This window comes from Macrococcus capreoli (assembly GCF_025628935.1).
Taxonomy (GTDB): Bacteria; Bacillota; Bacilli; order Staphylococcales; family Staphylococcaceae; genus Macrococcoides; species Macrococcoides capreoli.
Window position 1 is genome coordinate 77,383 of record NZ_JAOTIS010000006.1, and the last position, 25,214, is coordinate 102,596.

The 25,214-nt window shown below is 34.6% G+C and carries 23 protein-coding genes; 7 read left to right on the forward strand and 16 right to left on the reverse strand.

Annotated elements, in window-relative coordinates; genetic code table 11:
* Window positions 1–342: 342 nt before the first annotated feature.
* The 7 genes from yhaM to xdrA form a co-directional block, all read right to left on the reverse strand.
* A complete protein-coding gene (gene yhaM, locus OCL94_RS06060) occupies window positions 343–1,284 on the reverse strand; it encodes a 3'-5' exoribonuclease YhaM (RefSeq protein ID WP_262995597.1) in 942 nt (313 codons plus the stop codon).
* Window positions 1,281–4,205 carry an AAA family ATPase gene (locus tag OCL94_RS06065; protein ID WP_262995599.1) on the reverse strand — a complete coding sequence of 975 codons (2,925 nt, stop codon included), beginning with the start codon at window positions 4,203–4,205 and terminating at the stop codon, window positions 1,281–1,283. The genes yhaM and OCL94_RS06065 overlap by 4 nt, the downstream gene beginning before the upstream one ends.
* The gene (locus OCL94_RS06070) at window positions 4,202–5,380 is read right to left on the reverse strand and encodes a metallophosphoesterase family protein (protein WP_262995601.1); all 1,179 of its coding nucleotides are present in this window, start codon (window positions 5,378–5,380) and stop codon (window positions 4,202–4,204) included. Before OCL94_RS06070 ends, OCL94_RS06065 begins: the two co-directional genes overlap by 4 nt.
* A gap of 319 nt (window positions 5,381–5,699) precedes the next feature.
* Window positions 5,700–7,166 (reverse strand): coproporphyrinogen III oxidase, encoded by a 1,467-nt coding sequence (locus OCL94_RS06075; protein WP_262995603.1) that lies wholly within the window; start codon window positions 7,164–7,166, stop codon window positions 5,700–5,702.
* A gap of 95 nt (window positions 7,167–7,261) precedes the next feature.
* Window positions 7,262–7,630: a YlbF/YmcA family competence regulator gene (locus OCL94_RS06080; protein WP_262995605.1), complete on the reverse strand. Its 369-nt coding sequence runs from the start codon at window positions 7,628–7,630 to the stop codon at window positions 7,262–7,264.
* Between the two features lie 67 nt (window positions 7,631–7,697).
* Window positions 7,698–8,828, reverse strand: a complete 1,131-nt coding sequence (locus OCL94_RS06085) for a DUF445 domain-containing protein (protein WP_262995607.1) — start codon at window positions 8,826–8,828, stop codon at window positions 7,698–7,700.
* Window positions 8,829–8,914: 86 nt separating this feature from the next.
* Window positions 8,915–9,379: an XRE family transcriptional regulator XdrA gene (gene xdrA / locus OCL94_RS06090; protein WP_262995609.1), complete on the reverse strand. Its 465-nt coding sequence runs from the start codon at window positions 9,377–9,379 to the stop codon at window positions 8,915–8,917.
* A 326-nt stretch (window positions 9,380–9,705) separates the two neighbouring features.
* Between xdrA and OCL94_RS06095 the strand changes: the two genes are divergently transcribed.
* Window positions 9,706–10,581, forward strand: a complete 876-nt coding sequence (locus OCL94_RS06095; protein ID WP_262995610.1) for a cation diffusion facilitator family transporter — start codon at window positions 9,706–9,708, stop codon at window positions 10,579–10,581.
* Window positions 10,582–10,613: 32 nt separating this feature from the next.
* Here the strand turns inward: OCL94_RS06095 and OCL94_RS06100 are convergent, their stop codons facing one another.
* A complete protein-coding gene (locus OCL94_RS06100; RefSeq protein ID WP_262995613.1) occupies window positions 10,614–11,048 on the reverse strand; it encodes a hypothetical protein in 435 nt (144 codons plus the stop codon).
* 126 nt (window positions 11,049–11,174) lie between these two features.
* Between OCL94_RS06100 and OCL94_RS06105 the strand changes: the two genes are divergently transcribed.
* The gene (locus tag OCL94_RS06105) at window positions 11,175–11,441 is read left to right on the forward strand and encodes a GNAT family N-acetyltransferase (protein WP_262995615.1); all 267 of its coding nucleotides are present in this window, start codon (window positions 11,175–11,177) and stop codon (window positions 11,439–11,441) included.
* A 251-nt stretch (window positions 11,442–11,692) separates the two neighbouring features.
* Here the strand turns inward: OCL94_RS06105 and OCL94_RS06110 are convergent, their stop codons facing one another.
* From OCL94_RS06110 to OCL94_RS06120, 3 genes are read right to left on the reverse strand one after another with little or no spacing between them, the layout of a single operon-like run.
* On the reverse strand, window positions 11,693–12,316 hold the full coding sequence (locus OCL94_RS06110) for a response regulator transcription factor (protein ID WP_262995617.1): 624 nt from the start codon (window positions 12,314–12,316) through the stop codon (window positions 11,693–11,695).
* A complete protein-coding gene (locus OCL94_RS06115; protein ID WP_262995619.1) occupies window positions 12,297–13,427 on the reverse strand; it encodes a GAF domain-containing sensor histidine kinase in 1,131 nt (376 codons plus the stop codon). Before OCL94_RS06115 ends, OCL94_RS06110 begins: the two co-directional genes overlap by 20 nt.
* Window positions 13,428–13,445: 18 nt before the next feature.
* Window positions 13,446–14,987 (reverse strand): bifunctional GNAT family N-acetyltransferase/carbon-nitrogen hydrolase family protein, encoded by a 1,542-nt coding sequence (locus OCL94_RS06120; protein WP_262995621.1) that lies wholly within the window; start codon window positions 14,985–14,987, stop codon window positions 13,446–13,448.
* A 142-nt stretch (window positions 14,988–15,129) separates the two neighbouring features.
* Between OCL94_RS06120 and OCL94_RS06125 the strand changes: the two genes are divergently transcribed.
* The 5 genes from OCL94_RS06125 to OCL94_RS13305 all read left to right on the forward strand — a co-directional run bounded on the left by OCL94_RS06125 (window position 15,130) and on the right by OCL94_RS13305 (window position 19,052).
* The gene (locus OCL94_RS06125; protein ID WP_262995623.1) at window positions 15,130–15,948 is read left to right on the forward strand and encodes an RluA family pseudouridine synthase; all 819 of its coding nucleotides are present in this window, start codon (window positions 15,130–15,132) and stop codon (window positions 15,946–15,948) included.
* Between the two features lie 80 nt (window positions 15,949–16,028).
* Entirely contained in the window at window positions 16,029–16,640 is a 612-nt protein-coding gene (locus tag OCL94_RS06130; RefSeq protein ID WP_262995625.1) for a nitroreductase family protein, read from the forward strand.
* A 726-nt stretch (window positions 16,641–17,366) separates the two neighbouring features.
* Complete coding sequence (locus tag OCL94_RS06135) at window positions 17,367–17,963, forward strand: hypothetical protein (protein WP_262995627.1); 597 nt, start codon at window positions 17,367–17,369, stop codon at window positions 17,961–17,963.
* Between the two features lie 660 nt (window positions 17,964–18,623).
* Window positions 18,624–18,926, forward strand: coding sequence for a DDE-type integrase/transposase/recombinase (locus OCL94_RS13300; protein ID WP_411268486.1), 303 nt, complete (start codon window positions 18,624–18,626; stop codon window positions 18,924–18,926).
* A gap of 3 nt (window positions 18,927–18,929) precedes the next feature.
* Window positions 18,930–19,052, forward strand: coding sequence for an IS3 family transposase (locus OCL94_RS13305; protein ID WP_411268482.1), 123 nt, complete (start codon window positions 18,930–18,932; stop codon window positions 19,050–19,052).
* Between the two features lie 117 nt (window positions 19,053–19,169).
* Here OCL94_RS13305 and OCL94_RS06140 read toward each other — a convergent pair whose 3' ends face one another.
* The 5 genes from OCL94_RS06140 to OCL94_RS06160 form a co-directional block, all read right to left on the reverse strand.
* Window positions 19,170–21,320 carry an RNA degradosome polyphosphate kinase gene (locus OCL94_RS06140; RefSeq protein WP_411268483.1) on the reverse strand — a complete coding sequence of 717 codons (2,151 nt, stop codon included), beginning with the start codon at window positions 21,318–21,320 and terminating at the stop codon, window positions 19,170–19,172.
* A 58-nt stretch (window positions 21,321–21,378) separates the two neighbouring features.
* Window positions 21,379–22,911 carry an exopolyphosphatase gene (gene ppx, locus OCL94_RS06145; RefSeq protein ID WP_262995631.1) on the reverse strand — a complete coding sequence of 511 codons (1,533 nt, stop codon included), beginning with the start codon at window positions 22,909–22,911 and terminating at the stop codon, window positions 21,379–21,381.
* Window positions 22,912–22,942: 31 nt separating this feature from the next.
* Complete coding sequence (gene fumC / locus OCL94_RS06150; protein WP_262995633.1) at window positions 22,943–24,328, reverse strand: class II fumarate hydratase; 1,386 nt, start codon at window positions 24,326–24,328, stop codon at window positions 22,943–22,945.
* Between the two features lie 114 nt (window positions 24,329–24,442).
* Window positions 24,443–24,589, reverse strand: a complete 147-nt coding sequence (locus OCL94_RS06155) for an SAS053 family DNA gyrase inhibitor (protein ID WP_262995635.1) — start codon at window positions 24,587–24,589, stop codon at window positions 24,443–24,445.
* Window positions 24,590–24,602: 13 nt separating this feature from the next.
* Entirely contained in the window at window positions 24,603–25,214 is a 612-nt protein-coding gene (locus OCL94_RS06160; RefSeq protein ID WP_262995637.1) for a 6-phosphogluconolactonase, read from the reverse strand.

Here is a 25,214-nt window from a genome sequence, read left to right on the forward strand (position 1 = left end):
GATTTCGATGGTGTTGCTGAAATTTGACGAGGTCCTGCATTGAAAGCGCCGTTTAAGGCAGTCGAACTTGCGTTTAGCCCTAAGCAAAATTAGAAACTCAACCGTAAATCGCTCTTTGATTTAGGTTGAGTTTCGTTTTTGTCGAAAGGGCTGCAAGTGAGACGCCGTTTGGAGAGAGGCTGTTTTCAATGCGTTTAACCTCCAATATTGAGCAAGCGGTTGTATTTTACTTTTACTACCGCTTGCTCTTTAGTTTTTACTTATACCATTACGCATAGCATCATTTAACACAACAAACCTCCTTGAAAAACTTTCTAATCAAGGAGGTTTGTTTATATTGTTTTAATCTAATGAAACTGGTTTATAGAACTGACGATTCTCTAATGCAAAGATACGTTCAGAGAACTGCCCTTTCTCAACTTTCTTCATATGTTTATCAAACATTTGCATACGCGCATCAATATTATCAATAAAGTTTAATATTTCGGCTTCTTTCACCATCGGCAATTTCGGTGATCCATATTCATATTTCCCGTGGTGACTTAATATTAAATGTCTTAACAATAATATTTCTTCACCTTCAATATTATGCTCACGTGCGACACTTGCGACTTCATCACTCATAATAGAAATATGGCCTAACAAATTACCTTCAACTGTATACGTCGTCGCAACAGGTCCAGACAACTCTTTCACTTTACCTAAGTCATGTAATATAATCCCTGAATACAACAAACTTTTATTCAAACTCGGATATATCTCACATAACGCTTTCGCTTGTTTCAGCATCGTTAATACATGATATAGTAATCCCGATACGAAATTATGATGATTGCTACTCGCTGCTGGATACGTCATAAACTCAGTTTGATATTTCTTTAATAATAAACGTGTCACACGTTGTAACTTCGCATTCTCAATTTCTAATAAGTAATCCATCAGTTCGTTCATCATATCATCTTCAGAATATGGTGCTGATTCTAAGAAATGCTCTAATTTCACACCATCTTCAGGTGTTGCGACTCTAAATTGATTCACTTTCATTTGAATTCTACCACGGTAATCAATGACATCACCTTTTATTCTTACAAGCGTTTCTGGTGCTAACGTCTTAATATCTTCTTCTGTTACTGTCCAGACTTTCGCCTCTAAATCACCGCTTTTATCTTTTAAGTATAACGTTAAATAAGGTTTCCCCTGCCCTGTTACACCTTGTATCGCTTTATGAATTAAGAAATAATTATCTACTGAAGCACCTGGCTTCAATGTTTCGATTGTTCTCATTTTTTAACCTCCTTATTTATTCTCTCGAGTGTAATCGTATTTTTATTCGCAATAACAGTTGATTTATTACAAGTGTAATAAATAATTTGGTTAGATTTTAACGTCATCATATATTCAAGAATACGTTCACGTCTAATTCTATCAAAATGTACAAATGCATCATCAATAATAATTGGGAAAGGATAATATTTATTAAGTGACTGAATCAAGCTTAATCGTAACGCAATGTATAATATCTCTTTCGTCGATTGCGATAACTCAGTCGGATGATAAATCTGTCCATCACTCGCTCTTACTAATAAATGATTGTCTTTATATAACACATTCATATAGCGATCTTCAGTTAAGAATTTAAAGATTGTTGTCGCATCCTGAACAACAAATGGTAAGCGTTTCTCTTTTACGTCTTCAATATGCGCTTCAATTAATGTTTCGATATAATTGACTGCTATAAAGTTCTGAATTAAATCATTCAACTGGTTCTTCTTAATTTGAAATTCATATTTGAGTTGTGACAAACTATCATCAGATGCAATCGTATCGAGTTGTTCCTGGATCTTCGCTAATCTATCCGTCACTTCTTTTCGTTCATGCGTTAATTGTTCAATATGCGCTTCAATCGCTTCTTGTTGTCCCTGCAAGTCAATGGCCGTAACAACACTTAAAGCGGTATTATCCTCATATGTGAAGCCTTGGTCTGTTAATAAACGCCCTACCGTATCAAATTGATTTAAATCATTATGGAACTTAATCACTTCTTTTTCTTTCACATAATAATCAGATTCATTATCAACTTCTGCTTCATTAAATAATGCTTCAAGTTCAGTCGTCACTTGCGTTAACTGTTCCTGCATAATTGTTGCTTCTTTCGTTAACAACGCCATTTTGTCATTGTTTTTTGAATACTGGAATTTATTCTTCTCATCTTTCGTTTGTAACGTCTTCAGATCGTGGAACAAACTATTAATATCTAAATCAATCGGCACTTCCGTATTTAACGCTTCTACCTCTTGATTAAAGTGCGCAAGTTGGTCTTGAATCGTTTGCTGCTTTAATTGTAATGCCGTCATTTCTTGTTCTAACGCATTGATTTTGTTAATTTGTTTAATAGCTAACGTTAATCGATTAACTAAATAGTGCTCAGGTAGCTGTAACTTATCTTTAATTGATTCAAGTTCAGTTGTCGTTTGTGCAATCTTGTTATTCATTGTTGCCAACGCTTTAGTTAATTCTTCATGGCGTTCTTTCTCACGTTTCACTTCATTGTTCGTTTGAACGATACGTTGTCTTATATTACGTTGTTCGTCTAAATCAAACGATAAATCAAAGTTCTCCTGTAAATCTTTCACTTTAAAAGTCAGATCGTCAACTTCCTGCTGTAACGCCTGATTAAATTGTAATTGCGGCTTTTCATTCATAACCATCAATACTACAGCGATTACTGCTAATGTACAAAATACACCAAGCACAATCATTTGTGGAATAAAATATGCATAAATTGCGCCACCAATAAAGATGCAAGTCATCAATGCCAGACAAAGTTGCTGTAGTTGATATTGCTTCATCTGCTTTGTTTCAAAGCGCTCTGCTTCTTCTTTCATCTTTTCATACAACGTTGTCTTATCCAGCAATTCAACTTTACTTCTTTCAAGTTGTTCTGCCTTTTCAAATCGTTCATTATGTACTTTCACTTGTGATAGATCATGTGATGCCTGTACTTTCTTCGCCATCGTGTCGTTGACGAAATTGAGTTCACGTTCGATTTGTGCTTGTTCAAGCGTATCTTTTTCCAGCTGATGAATCGCAAGACTCGCCTTCTCATTTAAGAGTTGATTCACTTCAACAGGTTGATAAGATTGCCATCCTAAATCTTGCATTAACGAATGCTGTTCATTACGTAACTGTTCTAACGTCTTTGCATGATGAGATAAGTCTGACTGAAAGTTACGGTAAGATTGTTCCTGCTTTAATACATCATTCGTCTTATCAATCAATGTAGCATCCAGCAAAGTAATGGCTGCATTCTCTTGCGTCAGCTGGCTTAATTGCTCGTTACGTAATTGTAAATCTCGATTTAATTGATGTTTCTGTTTCTTAAGTGCCTCGTAACGATCAATCCCCTGTTCAGGAAATTGAGGTGGCGTGATGTCCAGCTGATGTTCTAAAGCTTTCCATTCTTTCGCGTAATCATGATATTCAATTTCGCGTTGTTTACGTTGTAATACAGTATTAAGTTCTTTCAAATGCGTATCGAATTCTAAAGCTGTACGATTTAATTTATCCTGTTCATTTAATAACTGATCATATGTTTCAAATTGTATATCTTTCTCACGTATTTGTGATTCAATAATTTGCAATGTTTCCGTCGCCTGGTCAATTTCACCTGTCATTTCATTGCTTAGCAGGCGCGCTTTCTCATCTTTAATATGCGCTGTCATTTGCGTGAATTCCGTACTACCGAATGCACCGGCTTGCAGTAAATATGCCTGTAACTTATCTTCTGTAAGTTTACGATGCACTTCTTGTAAACCTAATACATCAAATGAGAAGATACTTTTATATGTTTCTTTAGAAATATGATTAAATAACTGATTTAACCACGCTTCATCTTTTTGTTTCCCATTTAATAGAATAGTCACTTCTTCTTTATGATGAACAAATATACGTTCAATACTTAACGTTTCACCACTATTTAAAGCGAGTAACATCTTCCCACCATATTGTGGTGCAAATCTGGGTTCTAGCCTCGGTTCATATTCACCTTCTTTAGGAAAGCCAAACAACAATGCATGAATGAATGCCTGCATTGTTGATTTACCAGATTCATTCTCACCATAAATTTGAACAAAATCCGATGTAAAATCAAATTTACGATGTTCTAGTCTACCATATCCATAGATTTCAAGTGATTGTATTTTCATGATTCATCCCTCATCATTAACTTTAATCTTGATTCTCCGTGATTGAGAATAGATTGGTGATCTTCATAACGTATTTCCTGCGCATATCGCTCAACACTTGATTGCTGAATCGGAACACATGCACGTCTAAATAAATCTTCATTCTCTAAATGTTCAGCATTAAACTCTGAAGCTAACGTATGCACTTCGTATACTTGTTCGAGCTCAATCGCATCGATCCATACAAACTGTGATTCATTGGATTCGTACATTTGAACTTGTTTCAATATACTTTGGATCATACGTTCGTCAATTAACGTTTCAAATGGGTTGATTAATTTCAACTGATACATCGATTTTCCTGAAGGACGCATACTTTGTTTAAAGTCAGTAATATCCTGATAAATCGCATGCTTTCCAATTTCGTTTAATGTGAGTTCTACTGTATCAAAGCGAATGTGCTCAGTAGGAATAAACTTAATATCAAGTTCTGTATGATCTCCTTCAACAAGTAAGTATCCCTTATGACCTGTATCTCCAAAATTTGAACCTTGCAACTTACCAGGATAATGAATTTCCGGTATTTCGCTTAAGCGTTTCTTATGTGGATAATGCCCTAACGCCCAGTAATGATACAGCTTTCGATTTAAGTCTTCGATGCTGAATTCAGTTGCAGTGAACCCGCTTATTTGATGATGAATGCCGTGTAACATACCGATATGTATGGAATCATCAACGGCGTTGACCGGATAATTATCTAATTTATTCTCATACGTTTCACGCTCTTTATAACTAAAGCCATGTATAAAGACACGCTTCCCTTTGTTTGTAATTAATTCATATGATTGCACGTCATTTGAGAAGCGTACGACGTTATCTGGATATTTAACATAACAACGTTGAGATAAATCATCTTCTGTACCCGCGACATAATACACGAATATCCCCGCTTTTTTTAAGCGTTCAAATTGTTGTTCGATAAATTTATCAGCTCGAATGTTGCGATTTTTACTTGAAAATAAATTACCACTAATTAATATGAAATCAACGGCTAGCTCAATGGCATCATTCACTAAATTTTTAAAGCTTTCAAAGCTCGCACGATACACGTCCTGCATAATGTGTTCAGGTAACTGGCTTTTGATTTGAAATGGTTCATCTAAATATAAATCTGCGCAATGAATAAATTTAATCATAAACGATTCCTCACTTTTCTTGTTACATCATATTTTACATTAAATTTCGTAAAAATGTTAGAGAGAGGCTATAAATGAAGCGGTTAGACTCATGCAAACTGGAAACAATCACTAGAAATCGGTCTTTGATTTCGAAGGGATTGTTGAAGTTTGTCAAGCATCTGCTTCGTTTATGCCGTTTAGAGAGGCTATAAATGAAGCGGTTAGACTCATGCAAACTGGAAACAATCACTAGAAATCGGTCTTTGATTCGATGTAATAAAAGAAAATCATCCTAAAATCATATTGGATTTTGGATGATTAACTAAAGATATTACTACTATTCTGTTTCTCTATATATTGCAGCTAGCTTTTCAATTTTTCTTTCTGTATAACTTTCGTAACTTTGATTATAAGATTTCGGATCTTTCGGATTTAAGAAGTTTTCAATCTTACCCGTTTTCGGATGTATCAGTTTACTTGATGCCCCGCACCCTAAACCGATAATACTCTGTACTTCTTCCATAATTAATATATTATAGAGCGATGCTTCGTTCGGCTTTGAATAACCGATATTCTCTAAATTTCCGAGTATATTTTTCTGACGATATAAGTAATACGGAATATAGTTTTGTTCACGCGCAAATTCACGTGTCATATTCATCATATGTACAATTTCATCCCTCGGCGCAACAGGATATTTATCTTTATTACGCGTCATTTCACTTGCCGTTTTAAAACTTAATGTATGCACGGTTAACGATTCAGGATTTAACTTTTCTGTTTCCTGCAATGAATGTGCAACTTCAGTGCGTGTTTCATTCGGTAACCCTATAATTAAATCCATATTAATATTATTCATCTGGTGCTCACGCGATAACTTAAATTTATCAATCGTTTCCTGTACACTATGGTGACGGCCAATCGCTTTTAACGTGCGATCAGTGAAACTTTGCGGATTTATACTAATACGGTCGATTTTGTATTGATTAAGCACGTTCAACGTATCGACATCTATCGTATCCGGTCGTCCCGCTTCCACCGTCACTTCACGTACATGTGTCATATCAAATGACGTATAAACAGTTTCAAGCAGCAATGCTAAATCTTGTGCCGTAATCGACGTAGGCGTACCACCTCCGAAATAGATAGAAGTTACTTTTATATTATTTTCTTTTAACCACTTTGCCGTATGCTTTATTTCATAAATTAATCCGACTAAAAATTCCGGCACTTGATCTTTAAAGACACGGATCGCATACGCTGGAAATGTACAATATGCACATTTCGTTGGACAGAATGGTATTCCGATATAAATACTCACTTCATCTTGTAATTGATATAAATCAGGTATAGCCTGTCTTTGTGTTTGCACAATATCACGCATTAAATCTAACTTCTCCTGCGCAATTAAATAATCGCTTGATAGTATTGCACTAATTTCACCATGAGATAGCCCTTGTTTGTAATATTTATGATATAACTTCGTCGGTCGAATACCCGTGAGTGTGCCCCAGCTTTGAATGATTCCAGTATGTTCAGTTAAGATTTCAATCAGCGTTTGACCTAATGCTTGTTTCATATCACGTTTCGTATGACCATTGCGCTGTGCAGTTTGCTGATACGTCTTATTATCAATCGTTACTGTCGTCGTCACTGTAGTGTCTTGTGCCTGTGTTATTACAACATCAATTTGGTTGTCACCTGTACCTTCGAATAAATAACTTTCTTCAAAGTACAAATTGATGATGTTCTTAATATACAGTTGAATCGCTTCAAACTGTTCATTTTGTAAATAAAACTTCATCGTATCCCTCACAAAAAAATAAACAAAAAGCGCATACTTTTTGTTTATTTGATAATTTATTCAATTATTGTACTTTAAAGTTTACATTTTAGCAATTAAGCTTCAGGTGTTTCTTCCGTTTGTACACCGTATAAATCTTCTAAAGGTTTCATGATTACACGGTTAATTTCCTGAATCATGAAGCTCATTTTTTGTTCTGCTTCCATTAATTTAGAAATATTTTCGTCTTTTTCAATTAATTCTGCAGTAGCTTGTGCAGCATTTAAATCATCTTCAGTAATTTCCTGACCAGACATTTGCTTTTCTTGTAAGTTTAATTGAATCTTTCTGAAATCATCAAAGATTTTCTTTGATTCTGGGTTGTTGTTCACTGCTAAATAATGTTCTTTAATTGCGTTGTACTCATCACTTTGACGTAATGCACTTTCTAATCGGTTTGCTTCATCATAAATATTAACTGACATAATCATTCTCCTTTAATTATACACAAAATTTAATTGTTCTTATTCAATATACCATAAATCGCTTCCATTATACAAAGAGGGCAATAACGCCTTGAATTAATCCAATAATACCACCAAGTAAAAATCCTAAAAACGTAATCATCTTTAACTCTTTATTTGAAATTTCAATAACAAGTTGCTCTAAAAATGACAATTCAAAGTTATCAATTTGCTGCTTAACAATTTCAGCAATATGTACTTTCTCTAAAATTTCAGCAATATTGTCTGACGTCTTTGAAATAACATAATGGACAAATCGATCACTACCGGCTCCTTCCATATATTCAAACGCTTTCGGTGCAAGCTGAATCAACGGTGTAGCTGTATAGTGTTTAATATTTACTTGTGCAATGATTTGTTTAATAACATTCTCTTTCATCACAAGTAAATCTTGTGTACTGATAAATCTTGATGGTTGTTTCGTTAATAAAGATTGATATTCTCGTTGTACTTCAGTTTCAATAATTTGATTTAATTTCTCTTCTTTACTCAATGCATTGAATTCTTTAATTACGCGTTCAGCAATCATTTCTTTCGTCATAAACATTTGGATCATGCTTACGAAGCGCCCTTTCTCCATAAAGAAACGATCAATCATCTGCATAATGTCGTTATATCCTTTGGTAGAATTCACATAATCACGTAACTTCACCATTATCATAGGTGATAAAGCTTCAACTTGTATATCAAGCTTTTCACGTAAATCTGCAGGAAGCAATTGCTCAAGCGTATCATCTATATGAGCAAATAATGTGTTATCAATCACTTTTGATAACTGCTGACGCAACTGCTCATTACTTAAAGCAGCAACATCAATATCAAAGCGTTGTGCAAAGTCATCAATCGAATATTCGCCTTCTTTTAATGTTTGAATTTGGCGTACGATAAAGTCTTTAATTAACTTTTCCGTTTGTGGCGTCATTAATTTCTCTTTAAACACTTCGGGTGTTAATAAATGCGCAGTCACCATCTCTCCCATTTTAACGGATAATTCATTGCGACGTTTCGGAATAAGCCCTGGTGTAAAGGGAAGTTGTTTCCCAAATAAAAACTTCGGCTCAAATGGCCTAAATAACATCTTAATGGCGATATAGTTAGTGAAACCACCAATTAACGCACCAATTAAGCCCATAAATAGTACAACTAATATTGCGTTCAAATTGCCACCTCATTCATTTTAATATGTATAAGTTTAATACCTCTCTATAAAAAAAACAAACGCGAAAGTGCGTTTGTTTTGATTTATTATACAGTTACTAAGTTTTCACTTTTCTTCTTGTTAAAGAACATTTCTGCTTCACGCGCTTTGTTAGAACCGTATACAGGTTGTGTAGAACCGTCTAATACACGGTAAAGGTTAGAAATTTTGTTTTGTTGTAACACGATATCGCGATCAGATTCAATCGTAGTCCACCATAATTCATTTTTGTTATCAGCATCAGGGTAAGCACATGCACCACGAGAAATCACTTGGATTACTTCTAATGGGTCGCCTCCTAATGTATTTTGTAATACTTCTGAATCTCTAAATAAAGCACATAAAGAAACACAAGTTGTCCAGTTTGGTAATACGCGCTCTTTTTCAATTTGTACTAATGTCTTCTTTGAAAGTCCAATTGTTTGAGCCATAGTATCTTGTGTATATCCCGCTTCGATACGCACCATTTTAAATTTTGTTTGAAGTAAATCTGTGAACTGTTGTTTATCCATTTTTTCTACGACCTTTCTTTCTAAATATTAATTTATGTCAGCAAATGCTCTTAACTTATAAGTTGAAATAATACACATTCATCTAAAGTGACTTTACCATCTTAATATAATTTACATAAAATTAAAAGAGGAAACGTTTAAAAAGTCATTTCTTTTTTAAAATTTATTTTTTTGTTGTCACAATTATGCAACTTTCATACAAATATTAAACATCTTTTGCAAAGTTCAATTACTTTTGAATTATTAAAAAATAAATTTATAAGTAGTTTAACTAGAAAATTTAATATATTTGCTTGATAATAATAAAGCATGACTTAGTTGAGAGGATGAATAATGTGCAAGTAAAAGATCAACTCGCGAAAGCCCAGCAAGGGGCAAAAGTTAGTATTATTATGTACGTATTACTGACAACATTAAAGTTACTGTTTGGGTATATAAATGATTCACAAGCATTAGTGGCCGATGGATTGAATAATGCTACTGACGTCATTTCATCTGTCGCATTGCTTATTGGACTTGCGATTAGTATGAAACCAGCAGATGATAACCATAACTATGGCCATTACCGTTCTGAATATATCGGCTCATTAATCGCTTCGTTTATTATGTTTGCAGTGAGTGTTCAAGTTATCATACAAGGCATTCGACATTATATTTATCAGGAATTTTCTAATCCATCAGTGGAAACTGCGGTCGTCGCTATCCTTTCAGCTTTAGCGATGTTACTTGTTTATTTCTACAATCGAAATCTGGCGAAGAAAGTAGATTCAAGCGCACTCAAAGCTGCAGCTGCTGATAACTTATCCGATGCACTCGTGTCACTAGGTACGTTTATTGGGATTGTCGGAGTATTTATGGGATTCCCTTTCTTAGATACTGTAGCAGCGATTGTAGTTGGACTGCTTATAATGAAGACTGCGATTGAAATCTTCTTTGAAACAGCGATTACGTTGACCGATGGATTTGACGCTGAAACGTTAGAAGAAATGAAGGAAATTATACTAAATGTCGAAGATGTATTATCCGTCGTTGATATAAAAGGAAGAAACCACGGTGTTATGACATTTATTGATGTGACCGTAACTGTCGATGCACATTTAACAGTGAAAGAAAGCCATGACATTACAGAACATATCGAACATGATATAAAAGAAGCTTACGGTGCGATTGAAACAATCGTCCATTTAGAACCGCATGAATAGAAGAATATATAGGAAAAGACGAGATACCGAAGTTATGGTGTCTCGTCTTTATGATTTATTAACGCCCTTAACTCACTATGCCTTTCAAAATATTCGTCAAACATAATCAATACAAGGATGATGCCACCAAATACCATTACATAATGCCAAAGATTCCCCCACTCGACCATAAGGACAACATAGACTATATAAAATGTGGAGAGTTTGAAAAGTATAGGTATTACCCATATAATAAAAAAATCTGTTTTCTTATTAATAAAAAAATTTATATTCGATATGTCAGTATGTAAATATAAATTTACAATATAGATAGTAAGTTTTATAACGAAAAATAATATAATAATTATTAATAATGTAAGAACAATGCGTTCAGCCCACATTAATGGTAACCATTCTTTCATAACGATGTAGCTTATCATGAATATCAAAGATAACCACTCATCTTTAGCCCACCATTTATCAATCATAACCTCACCTCGTTGGTTAAATTGTATATTTATCCCAATCAACTTTCAAATGATATCTCATATTTCTTTTTATAATGATATGTACAACGTATACTGAATATAATAAGAAAATATGAGGTGTTTATAATGATGCATGTTAACAGAAAAGAAAATTTATTTTATATCGGAGATATCTCTAGTCCGAAAGGTCAGATGACTTATGTAGAGAATGGCGATCAACTTATTATCGATCATACTGAAGTTATCGACGAATTACGTGGTGAAGGTGCTGGTAAACAACTTGTTGAAGCAGCTGTGAAATATGCACGTGCTAACAATAAGAAAATCTTACCGATCTGCCCATTTGTTAAAAAAGTTATTGACGAAACACCAGAATTTCAAGACGTATTATAATATTAAGCCGACATTGCTTCAGTAGCGATGCCGGCTTTAATATTTTGGATCCGATTTTGGAAGTCACTTGTCCATTAAATGCTCAATAATGGACATGTCGAAGATTTTTTCGTGATATTTTCGCTTCACTTGTCCATTAAATGCTCAATAATGGACATGTGGGATGAACGATTATTTTTTCGTCTGCTCACATGACAGATATTTCGCATATATCAGTCATGTCAGCTTCGATATTGCACGCACACAGCATCCTACTTATACAAATTATACTTCGCGCCGTACATAGATGCCTGTGTTCTATCCTTTACTTCAAGCTTAGTAAATATATGACTCACGTGTGTCTTCACTGTCTTCTCTGAAACGAATAACTTCTCTGCGATTTCTTTATTCGTCAGTCCTTTAGACATCTCTTCTAACACTTCAAGTTCTCGCTTCGATAGTGGATTCTTCACATGCGGTAAATTTAAACCCGATGCTTTATATGCCTCGACACTCGGATGGAACGCTGCTTCACCCGACAATACGCGTTTAATCGTTTGAATTAACACATCCGGCTCACTATCTTTCATTTCATAGCCATCTGCACCCGCTTCAATCACACCCATCACATGCTCCTCATCGACAAAACTCGATAAGATCAGCACCAATACATTCGGATAATCGCGCTTGATTACTTTCGTCGTTGCTATGCCATTCATATTCGGCATCACTAAGTCCATAATAATTAAATCCGGCTGATCATGCATTGCTAAATACGAAATTAATTCACTACCATCACTAAAGTCCGCCACTACTTCGAAAGCTTTTTCTGTTGATAATAAGAATTTCATGCCTTGTCTCACAATATGATGATCATCAACGATTATTATCTTCATAACTTCGTCCTTTCGGATAATATAATTCAATTAAAGTACCTTCGTTAATCTTACTATCCATCATCACTTCTGCTCCAATTTCAGTCGCGCGTTGCACTATATTCTTCAATCCATGCGTCGGCAATGTCTTCGCAGCATTCACTTTAAAGCCTTTTCCTTTATCTTCAATTCGCATATACAACTGTTCGCCACTTTGCTTTAACTGAATCCCGACGTAATCAGTTGCGGCATGTTTCTTCACATTGTTCATTGCTTCCTGGATGATTCTAAATAACGTATTCTCAATACGACTTTCAAGATTTAATAAACCAGCCACTTTTATATCAACAGTTAATCCTAATACATTCGCGTACTGTTTCACTGCATCAACTAATCCTTGCTCTAATCCAACAGGCTTCAACTGCCATATTAACGCGCGCATTTCATTGACAGCATCCTGACTCGTTGCTTCAATCATTTGAAATGCCTGCTTAGAACGCTCATCTTCAGTCATTGTACTTGCGGCATGTGCCGTCAACTTTAACGAAAATAACATCTGATTAACTGAATCATGCAAGTCACGTGCCAACCGATTCCTCTCTTCTTGTAACGCAGTCTCACGTTCACGCTCAGTTAAATAAATACGTTTAATCGCACTACCGATTTGGAACGCAATCGATTCCAGCAGTGCTAAATCTTCTTCTGAATATACTTGTGTATGCGGTGTCGCGACATTCAACAAACCAAATCGTTCGTCACCTGATTGAAGTGGCACTGTCGCGTGATGTGTGATACCACCTGTCTTATCACTATATTGTTTGTTGGCTTTAACAATGCGCGAACACGTAATAATATTGCTTGCTTTTGTTAACTTCTTCTGATGATACCTGGATACACACCAACAAGGGCCTTCTGTCATATAACGACAGTCGTCCATTAATAGAGCATCTGGTAAGCCGTAATCTGATGCCAAAGTATGTTTACCGTCTTCATCAATAAAGAATATCCATCCAGTAGAAAAATTGGTCCCCTCAACCAATCGATTAAGGGCACCATGCATCATTGAATAGACTTCAGTCTCTTCATTCAAATATTCTGCGATTTCTTTTAATAGTAATGTACTATTCTTCATTCAAACACCATATCTTTCTTAGTCACGTTTGTATTCAACGCGATATAAATCATGTCTTCTATCACGTAATTGACGTACTGTACCGTCTTCACGACCACGGCGTAATACTTCTAAATCTACATCACCGATAATCACCATTTCGTCATTCTCACCTGTTTCACCAACAATACCGTCACGCGCAAATCCGAAATCGCTTGGCGTATAAATACCTGAAGCTGAATATTGAATGTCCATGTTTTCAGTTTGTGGTAAGTTACCGCAAGTTCCACTCGTTACTGTATAAATTTGATTCTCAATTGCACGTGCCATCGAACAATATTTTACACGTAAATAACTTTGTCTATCTTCAGTTGAGAATGGTGTGAATATAATTTTCGCACCTTTTTCTGTTGCTATACGCGCCATTTCAGGGAACTCACTATCATAACAAATTTGAATCGCAATTTTACCACAGTCCGTATCAAATACTTCAACTTTCTTACCAGGTGAAATCCCCCACCATCTGCGTTCGTTCGGCGTAACGTGGATTTTATATTGCTTTTCAATTGAGCCATCACGACGGAATAAATACGAAATATTATAAATATCTTCATTTTCTTCGACGAAGTGACTACCACCGATAATGTTAATATTATAACGCATTGCAAATTCATTGAACATTTCAATGTACTGCTCAGTATATTTCGTTAACTGACGAATCGATTCTGCAGGATTACGCTTCTCATCGAAACTCATCAACTGTGTCGTCAGCAATTCAGGGAAGACGATAAAGTCACTACCCGCATCATATGCTACATCTACAAAATACTCAATTTGATTCGCAAACTCTTCAAATGAATCGATTTTACGCATCATATAGTTCACCGTACAAATTCTTACCGGGTAACTTGTTCTGAAATGTAAATTTGATTTCGCAACGAAGTCTGGGTTATTCCACTCCATTAAAGTCGCATATTTACTACTCTTAACATCATCTTTTAAATAGTTCGGATTAATACGCATTAACGTAAAGCCATTCATAAACTGGAATGTTAACACAGGATCTTTAATCTTACGCTTCATCACATTATTTACATATTCACGTGGCGTTAACTCGTCCTGATACTGATGATAGTTCGGAATACGTCCTCCGATGATAATCGACTTCAAGTTTAATTCATAAGCAATTTCACGTCGTGCTTCATACAAACGTTGACCAACACGCATACCACGGTAATCTGGATGGACCATGACTTCAATACCATATAAATTATGGCCATTTTCGTTATGGTTCGTAATATATCCTGAATCAGTAATATCATTCCATGTATGTTTATCATCATACTCATCAAAGTTAATGATTAAACTAGAACATGAACCAATGATTTTCCCATCAAATTCTATTACCATCTGTCCGCGTGGAAATAAACTTAAATGTGACTCTAAATGCGCTCTTTCCCAAGGTTCCATTCCTGGAAAGCATAATTTTTGAAGCGCGATGATTTCATCGATATCGTCAAACGTCATCTGTCTCGCTTCGATTGATTTATTAAATTTCTCTAAATTAATTTCTTCTGTCATGTCAATTCTCTCCTGTTTCATCTATAATGGTAAATAAGAAATAATAAATAATAAATAATAAATAAATATGAATATATAATCTATCGGTCATTAGTTATTACCCTTTTATTATACGACTTAATACGATTTAGGAGAAAAAATTATGATTATAAATATTACAGAAGCATGGGATAACATGACGATTGAGGCAATGTTGCAATCGCTACATATCCCAAAGAAGCCAATGCATGAACTCAGAATGTCTAAAGCAATAACAATTAATGACGAACCTGCGACATTACGCAGTACAATCCATACGGGTGACAGCCTGTTCCTGCCGATTCCTGAAGAAAAAAGTGCATATAAATCAAGCTACCGTTTATGTGAAGTGAAATATGAAGATGAGCATTTAGCGATTCTTGTAAAGCCAAAAGGCGTTAAGACACATCCAAATGACATGTCAGAATCAAACACACTACTTAATCACGCGATTTATACATTAGATTCTGAATATGTTGAACCTGTACACCGTCTGGACCAGGAAACGGTTGGTTTACTACTTGTAGCTAAAAATCCATTCATCAAAAAAATACTGGACCGTATGCTTGAAGACCGACAAATTACACGTACATACCGTGCAAAAGTTAAAAGTCATTTACCGTTAAAAACACAAACAATCGATCTACCAATCGGAAAAGATAAATTCCATCCGAATAAACGCCGTGTATCTCAAACAGGCGACCGTGCTGTAACGCATATCGTAAGTTCGAATGCGCTAGGTGACGGCATTGCCGAAGTAGAGTTGACGTTAGAAACGGGCCGTACACACCAAATCCGTGTGCATTTAGCAGCGATTGGTTATCCAGTACTTGGAGATCCATTATACAGCGACTCTAACTTACGTCAACTATCACTTGAAAGCTATAAATTAGAATTTATTCATCCAATCACACAAGAGAAAATTGCTGCAACGTTAGATTAAGCAATAAAATTGCATATATATATAAAGATTTATATGATAATTATCGTATAAATCTTTATTTAATTTTTAGGAGGAACATCATGGAAAGTACAATACAAGACAAATTATTATCACGTAGAGCGGTCAAAGTATACGACCCTGAATATAAAATGACTGAACAGGAAATTATGGACATTTTAGAGGCTGCGAATCAAGCACCTTCAGCATGGAACTTACAACATTGGAACTTCCTTGTTGTTCATAGCGACGAAGCGAAAGAAAAGTTATTACCGTTAGCTTATAATCAAGCACAAGTTAAAGATTCAAGTGCAACGTTTATTATTCTTGGTGATAAAGAAGCGAATAAAAATGTTGATACTGTGTTTAATCCATCTGTTGAAGCAGGTGACATTACACAAGATATTAAAGACGTATTAACAGGGCAAATCAATGGTGCATATGAAAACGAAGCATATGCTGTTGAAGCGGCGATTATGAACTCTGCATTCCCAGCGATGCAAATTATGAACTTCGCGACGCTTAAAGATTTAGGGACATGCGCTATCGGTGGATTTAATCGTACAGCTGTGCAGGAAGCATTTAATATCGATGAGCGATATATACCAGCGATGCTTATTACTATTGGCAAAACTTTAAAAGAACCACGCACAAGTAGCCGTCGACCTGTAGAAACGATTACAAAGTTCGTATAACTGAAAAACCCGCACACTACAAATTAGTAGCGTGCGGGTTTTGATTTGTTTGTGGCTGATCGCATTGAAAACTGCCTCTATCTCAAACGGCGTTTTCAATGCAGGACCTCGTCAAATTTCACCACCACCTTCGAAATCAAAAAAGCGATTTCTTGGTGGTGCTTCCAATTTGTTCGGTCCTGATCGCATTGAAAACAGCCTCTTCCTCAAACGGTGTCTCAAAAGCACAAGAACTCATGTATGCAGGATATAAAATGGAGTCTAGAGAAAAGAGTTAGGAGAACTATATAAAATATTTTGAGAGGTAACGTAGATAGATATATTAGAATCAATTTCAAGTTATTTTGAAGAAGAAGAAAAAAGAGAAAATGAAATACTTTTACATACATAAGTAATCGAATAATATTACTCTGAGGTATGAAGCGAAGAATATAATTAATAATTTCTACGGTTCATATAACAAGAACTTTTAGTTTCCAAAAGATCATTTAGTAAGAAAAGTTGATAAGGTGTTTGATTTATCATTTGTATACGATATAACAGATAAGTTAGAACGTATACATGTAAAAAATGAGGATTTATAACTTTTCTCTTTTAATTTTTATAAGTTCAAAATAATAAAAATATATCAACTTTAATATTTTGAATTTTCAGAAAAAATATTGACAAAAATTATACTGAGTTTTAAGATAATTATATATTAAATAAATTTTAGGAGGGGGTTTTATGAAAATGAAATTTTTGGTAGTTCTATCGACTGTAGCTGTTCTATTGTCAAATATTTTTTCTTTCAATGCTTTTGCTGACGAATTTGAGTTTAGACCTCTTAATTATCAAGCTTCTCTAAAGCAGAAGAGTGTAGATTCAATCGAACCAAATACTGTGGAAAAAATGATTGGAGATAAAATTATTAAGGAATTAAAATTCGAAGTTGTTGATACCTCTTCAAATTTATTATTAAGACCAGCATTTGAAATTAATAATCAACTCTCATCAAGTGTACCTGAACCAGAAAAAGTAGTACCATCAGATGGGTGTGGTTCAACAAGAACGGGATATGTCAATGTTTCTAAAAGTAAAATCGCTTCATTGTCTGGAGATGCTTATACAATATCATCAGGAGTAGCAACCTATGTTGCCGGTGCGATTTCCGCCACTGTTGGATATTACGTGGGTGCAGGTTTATTTACTGCCTGGTTAGGTACAAAATTATATCTTTCAGGATACAGTGGTGTCCGTTTTTATTACGAGTATGGTTGGCAATATTATTATAACTCTGGTTGCCATAGATATACACTTCTTACTGGATGGAATCGCTATTAATTATGGGGAGTGGTGAAAATGAAGAATATTAAATGGATGATTCAGTGTTGTATTTTTTTAGTAATTATATCTTTTATTATATTAAATGTTGTTGGAGGAAATGAACATTCTTTATTTACATTATTAGTTATGTTGGGAATATGGATTTTTTCTAATAATCTTTTAATTGAATACAATAGAAATCTATTATCAACCCATATTATTATCACAACAATATCTATTGTATATTTTTTAATTTTATTATTAGTTTTATCATTTGTTCATTTCGAATTATTTCATATAATAACGACTATGATATTTTTGTTATTTTCTATTGTTTGGTATTTTAAAGACAAATCTAAAACAATACGTAAATTTTAGATATTACATTTCACAACTACATCATTAATTATCTAGATACAAAATCAATTCTATATAATTATAATTTTATATAAACTAAAGAGAGTATACAAATTGTATGTAAATGGTGTTTATAAAATGTAGGGAAATGGCGAAATGAAATGCTGTTTTTCCTACATTTTTTCTGTTTAATATATATAATGCAACACTAGTGATAATAAAAAACTGGTTAAAAATCATTTAAATCGTGTTTTTATAGAGATCAACCAATGGAGGCACTAGTAAGTGATTTAACATATGTAAAAGTCGCAGGAACATGACATTTATATATGTTTATTTATAGATTTATTTAATAGAGAAATTGTTGGTTACAGTGTAGGTAAAAATAAGGATGCAAATCTAGTATCAAAAGTCATAAGTAGAATAAATCATAATCTTGAACAAATCAAATTATTTCACACTGATAGAGGTAAAGAGTTTGATAACCAATTGATAGATGAAGTACTAGTAACATTTAGAATTAAACGCTTATTAAGTATCAAATGTTGTCCTTACGACAATGCTATTGCTGAAGCAACAATGAAAGCAATAAAAACTGAGTTTGTAAATCAGATTAAATTTTAAAGTGTGAATCAGTTAGAAACAGAATTATTTGAATATGTGAATTGGTACAAAAATTTTAGGTCTCATTCTTCATTAAAGTATTTAACGCCAGTAGTGTTTAAAGAAGAATACATGAAAAGTGTCTAACAAACTGTTGACACAACAAGTCGCCTCGAAAACTTCGAAAACCCATCTGAAATAAAAGAACAATTTCTGATGGGTTTTCTACAGTTTTTCAGCGACTAAATGCTTTGTCGACAGCCTTTATTTTTTCAATCTATCTCTTACAAATCCTAATAATCGCGCACGCTTACTCATCACCGGTTTAGGTTCTGATACAGTCGCTTTTACTAAACTACGCTTATAATTATCCTCCTGATTCACAAGTTCTTCTTGAGAATTCACAGCATCTTTATCATTACGGACATAATGATACACACCACTTGCATCTTGCTCGCGAGCTTTCTGATTATCATTTAATTGTAATTCTAATATTTCTTTTAATTCATTCACAATCTTAGGATCTAAAATAGGGAATAATATTTCCACACGTTTAATCATATTACGTGTCATCATATCCGCTGAAGATAAGTACATCTTCTCTTCCCCATTGTGATAGAAATAATAGATTCTTGAGTGTTCTAAGAAGCGACCTACAATACTAATTACACGAATATTTTCACTGATGCCAGCAATTCCCGGACGTAAACAACAAATACCTCGGATAATTAATTTAACTTTAACTCCTGCCTGACTTGCTTCATATAATTTCTTAATAACTGTCTTATCTGTTAACGAGTTCATCTTCGCAATAATCAATCCATTGCCATGTTCTTTATGACATGCAATTTCCTGATCGATATGCTCAACGAATTCATCACGAATTTCAAACGGTGCAACGTGTAATTTCTTATACGTTGGTTTCTCAGAATATCCACTTAAATAGTTAAAGAAATTCATCGCATCCTGACCAATTTCTTTATTGGTTGTGATAATCCCCATGTCTGTGTAAATTTTTGCAGTTTTATCGTTATAGTTACCAGTACCTAAATGCACATACGGTACTACTTCGTCGTCTTCTTTTTTCACGACTAACGTAATTTTAGAGTGCGTCTTTAAGTGCGTCATACCATAAATAACATGACATCCAGCTTCCTCAAGCATACGTGCCCAATGTACGTTATTCTCTTCATCAAAGCGCGCTTTAAGCTCAACAAGCACTGTCACTTGTTTCCCCGCTTCTGCAGCATTCTTTAACGCATCAATAATTGGTGAATCACTAGATACACGATACAATGTTTGTTTAATCGCCAGTGTATTTGGATCCTCTGATGCTTGTTTAATAAAGTCAACAATCGGCTGGAATGACTCATACGGATGATGAAAGAATACGTCATGCTTTTTCGCTTCTTCATATACATTGCCGCCGTTTAAATATTTCGGTGGTGCTGCTTCAAACGGTTTGAAAGCAAGTTGTGGATATTTCTTCTCAATCATGCCAGCTAACTGGAATAACATTGTTAAATCTAATGGCCCATCTAATTTATAAATATCACGTTCTTCAATTTCCAGTTCATTCATTAAGAATGAGCCGTTAATCGACGTATCATGGCGCGTATCGATTTCTAAACGTACAGCTGCTCCACTCTTACGTTTCTTTAAAAACTTCTCAATTTCAATTAATAAATCCTCTGCACCATCTTCATGAATCGTTAAATCTGCATTTCTTGTAATTCTAAAAGTAAATGTACGAATAACTTTATAACCGAAGAATAATTTATCAATGAAATGGTTAATGACATCTTCTAATAAAACGAAAATTACTTTTTCACCATTCTTTAATTGAATAATTCGGTTTAATAATGCCGGAATTTGAACGATAGCAGATTTCTTTTCACCTGAATCCGTTTCAACATCCACAAAGATGTTTAATGACTTGTTAGATAATTTTGGAAAAGGTCTATAAGCGTCTATACCAAGTGGTGTTAACGTTGGCAAGATTTCGAAATTAAACTTTTGTTCAATAATTTCGTAATTCTCTGGTGATAATTCGTCGATTGCTTTAAAGAATACTTGATACCCTTCTAACTCCTGAATTAAAGCCTTATATTGATTATATTGTAACGTCACATTCTCACGATTCGCTGCATCAATTGCGACTAACTGTTCAGTCGGTGTGAGTTGTGTCTTATTCTCAGGTTCATTAAAGTTCATCGTTACTTGATCTTTAAGCCCCCCTACACGCACCATAAAGAATTCATCCGCATTTGAACTCGCAATTGCTAAAAATTTTAGGCGTTCCAGTAATGGGTTCTTCTTATCAAAGGCTTCCTCTATAACGCGACGGTTAAAACCTACCCAACTTACTTCTCTATTGTTGTAAAATGCTTTGTTGTTTAAATCTACTTTTTCCATTATCGTCACATCCACTTTTATTGTATTCTTATATTCAGTCTATACTAGTTATACATTACTAATGTAAAGATTCTGTAAAAATGAGGTTAAGTTTTGACTTAATCAATTTTTCAATATGTTTCTTTTGTCTTTCTGCCTGATACTCTTCAGCAATTGCATCTCCAGAATATTCAATGACAAGGTTATAGTCTGAAGCATTCTTTTCGAAATACAATGCTTTCACGATATTTGTATTACTAATATTTAACGCATACGCAAATTTCAGAATGCTACCTAACATTTGAATAACTTCACGTTCTTCACCATTAAACCAGCGTGTTTCATCTTCATAAAATTTCAATAAAGACTTATTCTTATAACTTGCAAGCAATGCCAGTTTCACACGATCTTTATGGCTAATACCATTTAAACTTGAATTCGAAAGAATGTAATACGTATGCTGGCTCGAAGCATCCGAATCAATATAACTTCCTAAATAATAAAGGTATGCTGCATGTCTTAAAAATGCCTTATCGCGTTTATTACCTTCAATCAATTCTAATTTATCCAGCTCATAATAGAGTGTTTCTGCAATCATGACACGCTGATTGGCTTCTTCCTGGTTAATATTATAATCTGACGCTAAATTCTTTAACGAATCTTTAAATACGTTATCTTTATCGAATGGCAATACGTACTCCTGTTCGAGGATATTCATAATGACACCTTCACGCAAACCTTTACGAGAGAAGATGAATTCTGTTGCATCCACTTCTTCAAATAACGTATTAAATAACACACAAGAAGGTACGATAATATCTTGACGGTCACGACTCAAACCATCCAAATCTTCTAAATCATCTTGTGACGCACTTGTTAAGTTTTCAAATACTAAATCAAGATCCGCTTCTTTCATTGCATAACCGTGAACACCCGCAATCGGATATTCTGTAAGCGACTGATGAATACGCGCTATATTTCGCGCTGATCCACCAATCGCAATAATAGGCACGCGACGTTTCTCAAGCCAGCGCAAGCTTCTCAACTGTTCCTGAATAAACTTGGCTGCGGCTTCAATCGCGTCTTTATCATTGTGCGCTTTGCCTTTAAAGAACATATTTTGAAGTGTTACAACGCCAAACGGGAAGCTGTGTGAGAACTTTAATTCTTTATCTTCAAAGAACGTCACTTCTGTACTACCACCACCGATATCGACCGTAACACCATCTTCATAATCTAACGTATTAATCACAGCGTAAAAACCAAAATACGCTTCTTCCTGTTCTGAAATAATACGCATATCTATGCCAGTTTGTTCTTTCACTTTCACAATGACATCTTCAATATTAGTCGCTTGTCTTACAGCTGCTGTCGCAACGGGATACAACGCGTTGACACTAAACTTTTGAGCAACTTTCTGGAAGCTATTCAACGTTTCACACAACACATCTATCCCTTTGTCAGACATCACTTTATCATCGCTCAAAAATTGATACAGGCGTGCAGGTGTTTTTATATTTTGTAGCTCTTGTAATCCTGTTTCTTTTGAATACTCAAAAATAACTAAACGGATTGTATTCGATCCGATATCTACTAAACCTAATCTTTTCATAACTTACCTGCCCTTTCAAAGTTAACGCTTTTTATTTTGGATGAATCATTTCTTCCGGTTTAATCCACTCATTAAATTGTTCTTCTGTTAAGAATCCAGATTTTAATGCTGATTCTTTTAACGTTAAACCTTCTTTATGTGCTGTTTTTGCGATATACGCTGCCTTTTCGTAACCGATATGTGGGTTTAAAGCTGTGACTAACATTAATGATTGATTTAAATAGTTTGTAATATTTTCTTCAATCGGTTCGATACCAATCGCACAATTATCATTAAATGAATTCATACCGTCAGCTAATAAATAAATTGATTGTAATGTGTTATACATAATGACTGGTTTAAATACGTTTAACTCAAAGTTACCTTGGCTTGCTGCAATACCAACAGCTGCATCATTACCCATTACTTGAACGGCTACCATCGTTAACATTTCAGATTGCGTAGGATTTACTTTACCTGGCATGATAGATGAACCTGGTTCGTTCTCTGGAATTGAAAGTTCTGCTAATCCAGCACGTGGTCCTGATGATAACCAACGTACATCGTTTGCAATCTTCATTAAATCTGCAGCTAATGCTTTTAAAGCGCCATGTACGAAAGTCACTTCATCATGCGCAGTTAATGCATGGAATTTATTTGGTGATGATACGAAGTCATACCCAGTTTGAACACCAATTTGTTTCGCCACGCGATCACCAAATTCAGGATGTGCATTTATCCCAGTCCCTACAGCTGTACCACCAATAGCTAAATTTAATAATTCTTTTTTAGAAATATTTAATAAGTCTTCACACTTATCTAACATATAGCGCCAGCCAGAAATTTCTTGTCCTAATGTTAATGGCGTTGCATCTTGTAAATGTGTACGTCCGATCTTAATAATATTCGTAAATTGTTCTTCTTTTGCTTTTAACGTATTGCGTAAGTTGTTTAATGCCGGCATTAATTTCGCTTCAATTTCATGATATAAAGCAACATGCATTGCTGTTGGATACGTATCGTTAGATGATTGTGATTTGTTGACATCATCATTTGGATGCACTGTTTCAGCACTTCCCGCTTCTTTTAAGTACATATTCGCAACATACGCTACCACTTCGTTTACGTTCATATTACTTTGCGTACCTGAACCTGTTTGCCATACGACTAATGGGAAATGCGTATCTAATTTACCCGATAATACATCATCACACGCTTTCACAATCGCATCAGATTTCTCAACAGATAATTTACCTAAATCTTTATTAACAATTGCAGCTGCTTTCTTCAAATGTGCAAACCCATAAACGACTTCAATCGGCATTTGCTCTTTACCAACCGGGAAGTTCTGTTTACTACGCTGCGTTTGCGCACCCCAATATTTATCAGCAGGTACTTCAATTTCACCAAATGTATCGTGTTCAATTCTAAATGACATTCAAATTCTCCCCTTATATCCTTTGATACTTATATTTTACATTAAACAGCGCTTACATTCATTAAATATTCATAAAAAAACAGTACATAATGTAACTATGTACTGTTTGTAAATTTATTGTGCACTATCTTCTTTGTGATGATGTTCATCTTCTAATGCTTCAGCATTTTGCTCTGAAATTTGTTCCATTTCATTGCCTAATTTAACGACATCATCAAAGTCTGAAACCATTTCATTCTTATTGTCATGAGATGTTGACATGTTAATCATTCCTTTACGCAAATTTTTGGAAGTAATACGCGCGTACATCTTCAGGTAATCCTGCAGCAGCAGCGTTATCTAATATTACGTTTACCATGCGGTGTGTCTTTAAATTTGCGGCTTCGAAACTACCACCTGCTTCAGTTTGATATAATTTCTCAACGATTGGCGCTTTATCAGCACCCGTTAATACTAAAATGATTTCGCGAGCAGATCTTAATCCTTTATCATCATCCTGATTAATAGATTTGTATCCAACTGAACCATCTTGTGTCACAGTTGCAAATAAAGTTGTTAATTTGCCTTTGTTTTGTTTCGTCTTTGCTTCATTCTTAATTAATTCCATAATATCATTGCCCGTAGCAGTATGATATTGTTTATCGACAATACCTACAGCACTAAACTCACTATTAGATTTATCGTAATCAAAAATATGAATTTGACTCGTATCTACCGGATTTTTAGAAACGTCCTGCTTTAATTCAGCTAATACGTGCGTTGCTTCATCACCTAATGCCGTCACAATAATCGATGTCGGATTATTATTCATTTGCTTCCTGAATAAATCTGCCACATAGTTTGAAACCGTTACTTTATCTTCAAATACTTTAAAATTCATCGCCAT